General features: G+C 46.7%; 4 protein-coding genes and 1 other RNA gene. 2 read left to right on the top strand and 3 right to left on the bottom strand.

The window, feature by feature from the left end; all coding sequences use genetic code 11:
- Window positions 1–878: 878 nt before the first annotated feature.
- The gene (locus tag Q0340_RS09730) at window positions 879–1,157 is read right to left on the bottom strand and encodes a hypothetical protein (protein WP_298083140.1); all 279 of its coding nucleotides are present in this window, start codon (window positions 1,155–1,157) and stop codon (window positions 879–881) included.
- 37 nt (window positions 1,158–1,194) lie between these two features.
- An RNA gene (rnpB, locus tag Q0340_RS09725) (RNase P RNA component class A) lies at window positions 1,195–1,511 on the bottom strand.
- A 346-nt stretch (window positions 1,512–1,857) separates the two neighbouring features.
- Between rnpB and Q0340_RS09720 the strand changes: the two genes are divergently transcribed.
- The gene (locus tag Q0340_RS09720) at window positions 1,858–2,220 is read left to right on the top strand and encodes a hypothetical protein (RefSeq protein WP_298083139.1); all 363 of its coding nucleotides are present in this window, start codon (window positions 1,858–1,860) and stop codon (window positions 2,218–2,220) included.
- A gap of 395 nt (window positions 2,221–2,615) precedes the next feature.
- Here Q0340_RS09720 and truD read toward each other — a convergent pair whose 3' ends face one another.
- Entirely contained in the window at window positions 2,616–3,728 is a 1,113-nt protein-coding gene (gene truD, locus Q0340_RS09715) for a tRNA pseudouridine(13) synthase TruD (RefSeq protein ID WP_298083138.1), read from the bottom strand.
- 107 nt (window positions 3,729–3,835) lie between these two features.
- On the opposite strand from truD, the gene Q0340_RS09710 reads away from it, so the two are divergent.
- On the top strand, window positions 3,836–4,738 hold a 903-nt coding region (locus tag Q0340_RS09710), incomplete at its 3' end, for a hypothetical protein (RefSeq protein ID WP_298083137.1).

Below are 4,738 nucleotides of genomic sequence, written 5' to 3'. Positions count from 1 at the left end.
AAAATTCTCTTACGAAATCGTAAAATTCTAAAATTTCTCGACAAAAATCAGAGCCATAGCACTGCAAATTCGCCAAATACCTTCGCGCTAAAAACCCAAAATCCCGCTGCTATGGTCTCAAAAAACTGCACATATGAAAATTCTGCGAGTAAACTGAAATTACCAAGCGCCTAAAAGCCGCATGCGTAAGCGGAAAAATTACGCCGTACCTTAATACTGCGCTAATGATCTCGTTTTACCGCCCTTATACGCCGCGAAAATCGCGCAGCAGGTCAAACCCGAGTAATATGATTTTTGAGACCTGATTTTACGATCGATCCAAGCGCCTAGGCGCCAATTCAAATCCACTCGATGAAATTATTTATATTGAGGCTGCGAGGCTTTGGCAGACACATAAACGGACATAACAGCCAACTCCACGTGACGGAATTTTTAGTGCGACTTTGCACCAATCCGATTAATAAATCGTTCGTCGTCCGACTCGCGGCTAAATTTTGGGGTATTGCTTTGACACTTTAAGCCACTAATTCAAATCTGCGCGACGGAATTTTTGAGCACGACTTCGCGATTTCAAGGCTTAGCGCCGATCCGATTAATAAATCGCGCGCCCTTTAGCTAATGCGGAGTATGTGGTGTCGTCATACGATTTACTGCAACCTTGACGCGCCAAACTAAATACGGGCATGAATAGGCATCGTGCCCATGCTCCACGCCGCGACTTCGCATCACTATATCCCCAAGCGTACGTAATAAATTTTAGACGCTTTTTGCTTCGCGTAAAATTTTCATATAGTTTTTAGAGATTTTATAAAATTTTGAGCGCTTTGCGCCGCTGCCCGCAGCCATGCTTATACCAAATCACGCTCAATCTACGCCGTTTATTTATCGGTCGCGCAATTTTTGTTGTAGTAGGCGACGGCGCGCTCGTATTCATCGTAAGTCTGTATATAATCGTTCGCAACGCTTGGGTTTGCGTATCGATCCTCGACCGCCAAGAGCTCCGCTTCGAGCTCTTTATAGCGCTCATAAACCTCTGCACAAGCGCGATCGTGAGCGTCGCCTTGCAAGATTATAGATTTATCAGCGCCCGCACTCGCGCAGCCTCCGAGCCCTAAAACGACGGCGCAAAGCGTGCCGCATAAAATTAAGCTTTTCAAAATTCTTTCCTTATTTCAAGTAAATAAATTCGGCGTAAAAAAAGGTGTGGTTATAAGCCGAGTTCCGTTACAGCGGTCATTTATCTAGACCGATTTTTGCAAATCGGTTCGAGCGAACGGTTCGAATATAAGACGAAACCACCCGTTCTTGCTGCAGGTTGGGTTTGCATTGCCGCCCGTGTCTCCACGCGCGCGGTGGGCTCTTACCCCGCCCTTTCACCCTTACCGCTTGCGCGGCGGTTTGCTTTCTGTTGTACTTTCCCTAGGGTTGCCCCCGGCGTCCGTTAGACGCAACCTTGTCTTATCGCAGCTCGGACTTTCCTCTCCTTGCGGAGCGACCGCACGCCACACCCGAGCGCAATTATAGCTTTTTTGGCTTAAATTTCACGGCTTGCGGAATTTAAAAGAGAAATTTTACGGAGTGAATGTGAACAAAGTACAAGCTCCAGCCTGCACCATTACCTCCGGAGGATGACGACGATAAAGAAGCTAATAAATTAAATCACATCTTTAACAAAAAAAGAGCATAAATTAGATGATTTTTTAAATAAATTTAAAAATAATCAATAACAAGCTTATAATGCTATAATTAAAGAACTTGAAAGAGATATGGCAAATGGTAAATTGCCAAATAATTTTACTAATGGCTATAAAGTTAATATTAAAGGCTATGAAATTAATGTACGTGGAGTTATAAAAAATGGAAAACCAAAAATCGGAACGATGTTTATCCCTCGATAATTTTACGGATATTGCAAATATCGAAGCTGAAATTGTTAAACTAATAAGTTATGATTTAAGCGATTATATGCTTTATAAGCAGTTTGAAAATTCAGAAATTACAAAAAGAGAGGTTTCGACAGCCGGATATTATTGCCATTTCGAGTGTAAAAAAATATTAGAAAAAAGCAAAAACAACGGTTTTGTCGGCAATGTAAATTTAATGCTTTCTGATGAAAACATTGGAGGAGCAATGGTTCTTTTGGAAAATGGAATTTTAAAAATGTTAGAATGCTACTTTTGGGAAGAGAATAATTTTTTTGAAAATATTGTAAACGGGTAATAGTAGATAAAAGACTTAAGCGATTTTAAGCTTAATAATATTTTGTTGATTGTCGACGAAAATGAATTTGGGCAACTATAAAAAGTGAAATTTATCAAATTCACCTACGACCGAGCCGAATAAAATTTTAAATTCTATGGCTTAGACAAAACGGCACGCTTTCTGCGATAAAATTTCATAAAATTTTTCTACCGCGCAAATTTAAATCCACGTAGCCAAGCTCTAAAATTCCGTAAAATTCCGCGTGGTGCGCCGCGACGTAGCCAAGCCCTACTCTACAGCGCGGTTTAACGTGGGGCGTGGCGTGAGCCCTATTCTGCAGCGCGGTGCAGTGCGGTGCGCTACGCCGTAGCGTAAATGTGGTGCGAACCCTACTCTACAGCGCGCGATGCGGCTCAATCCTCGTCTGTCGCGGCGCCCTCGAATATATCTCGGTGCAAAATTTCTTCCAAAACGACCGTCGCATAAGAGCCTTTCGGCAGGTAAAAACTGAAGCTAAAATGCGCATTTTGCGCATCGTAGGCGTGCTGCACGCGCTCCATAAAGCTCCACGCAAACCTGCGCGAGCCGTTCATCTGTGCCTCAAACTCGCGAGCAGGCGCGAAAATTTCATCTTCAAATCTGCCGCCAAGCCCGCTAGCTCGCAGCTTTACTCGCCCCACGATAAGGCCTGCACTCGTGATTTCTCGTTTTGCGAGCCGCTCACACTCTGCGCCCAGATCGTCGCAGCTAAAAAACGCGCCACGGGGAAAGTGTCCTAAAATCTCGCCCCTTAAAAGCTTGAAAAACTGCGGCTGAGCCGCGATCTCGCGCGCCTCCTCCTTGCTTAGTCCGTAAATTTTAGCAAACTCCCCAAGGCTAAATTCCGCCGCAAATTTTGAAATTTCGACCCGCTTGCTAAGCCAGCGATTGAAAAGCTCGCTCTGATAGGCGCTGATTAAAAAGTCGCGCATTTTGGGGTTTTTAAGCCGCCTCTGTCCGCGCAGCACCTCCTCGCCCTGCGCCGCGTTGTCGCCAAACTTGCCGAAGCGCTGATAGCCGAAGTAGTTCGCAAAGCCCTCGCGCCCTAGCGTATCTAGCGCGGCTGCGAGCTTGACGGCGTCGGGCGGCAGGACCTTTTTTAGGCGGATGAAAAAGTCGTTGCCCTTAAGATGGCCGATTTTAAGCTTGTTTTTGTGCCTTTGCACGCTTAAAATTTTAAGGCTTTCGTGCGAAAATCCGCCCAGTGTGGGTTCAAATTTAGCGGGCATGCTAACGTGCTGCGTCGTAAGGCCTTGCTTGTCCTTAAGCCCCGCGTAGCCGAACTCGCGCATCTTAGCGCCCGTATGTTCGCTTAAAATCCGCAGCACCTCGTGCGTGCTGATGCCTTTTTTTTGCAGCAGCAAAATGCAGTGCTCGCCATCATTGCTAGGCTCGTAAAGCGGCACTTCGCGCACGACGAAATCGCTGGAGTTTTTACTAAAATGCGCATTTATCGGCGCGTGATTTAGGGTGTATAAATTTTTCATAGCCGGCCTTTGCGTTAATCTAAGGCGCAATTTTATAAAATTGAGCCTAAAAAACTCATTATTAAGGCAAATTCTAGTATCATTCGCCATAAAAAAAAGGATGAAAAATGCTAATCAGGCTCTTTCGCTTCGATCCTCGCTGCGACGTCGCAAGCTACTTCAAGCCCTATGTTTATGAAAGCGCGCCCTTTGCCGATCTTGCGGCACTGCTTGACGACATCTGCGCGCACGATCCCTATTTCAGCGCGCAGGGAGTGGAATTTGTAAAAATCGGTGGCACCATGGTGAGCGTAAAAGAGCCGCTAGATACGCTCATAGCGCACTTTGGAAGCGAGCTAATCATCGCGCCTCTTAGCGAAAAAGAGGCGATTAAAGATCTGCGCTGCGAGCCGAGGGCGTTTTTGGATAAATTTAAAGCATTTGAGAGCATCGCGGATGCCGCCGATTTCGAGTTTTACAAAAGCCTCGCGCCCTATTTTTACTCGACGAAAATCCCCGCATGCTCACGTGAGTTTTTGGGCAACAGCGCCTTTATCTTCGCGCACCGCCTGATGCAGACGCACCCGAGCGAGCGCATGAGGATTTTGGAGATCATAGAGCCGCAGATGGCGTATTTTACGAAGTGCGACGCCGTGGGGATGGAGTTTGACGACCGCGCGGCATACAGGGCGTTTTGCGATATTTTAAAATACGAGCCTGCGCGCAGCAATAAAATTTTAAACGCGCAGAGCATGGCGGAATTTGACGCAGCGGGCGCGAAGCACGATTTTAGCGGCTTTAACGTCGCCGTGTGGTACGACGAGGCTGCGGAGGAGCTAGCTAGCAGACTGGGCGCGCAGATCGTGCACTTTGGCTGCGAAGGCGCGCCGCTTGGAGCGCAGATATATGAGCGCGAGCGGGAGTGCGCGCTGCGGCTGGGGGGCGAAATTTTATTTGACGCGTTTGACAGCGGAAGCGACTTTTTGCTAGTAAATTCCAAGCTTGCGCTTGATTTTTTAGACGGCAGAAGC

The sequence above is a fragment of the uncultured Campylobacter sp. genome (assembly GCF_938045595.1).
GTDB lineage: Bacteria > Campylobacterota > Campylobacteria > Campylobacterales > Campylobacteraceae > Campylobacter_B.
This window is presented reverse-complemented; position numbering and strand designations above follow the sequence as displayed.

Coding starts and splice junctions, on each gene's coding strand:
- Q0340_RS09720 (WP_298083139.1), top strand. CDS start 1,858: ATGGAAAACCAAAAATCGGAACGATGTTTATCCCTCGATAATTTTACG.
- truD (WP_298083138.1), bottom strand. CDS start 3,728: ATGAAAAATTTATACACCCTAAATCACGCGCCGATAAATGCGCATTTT.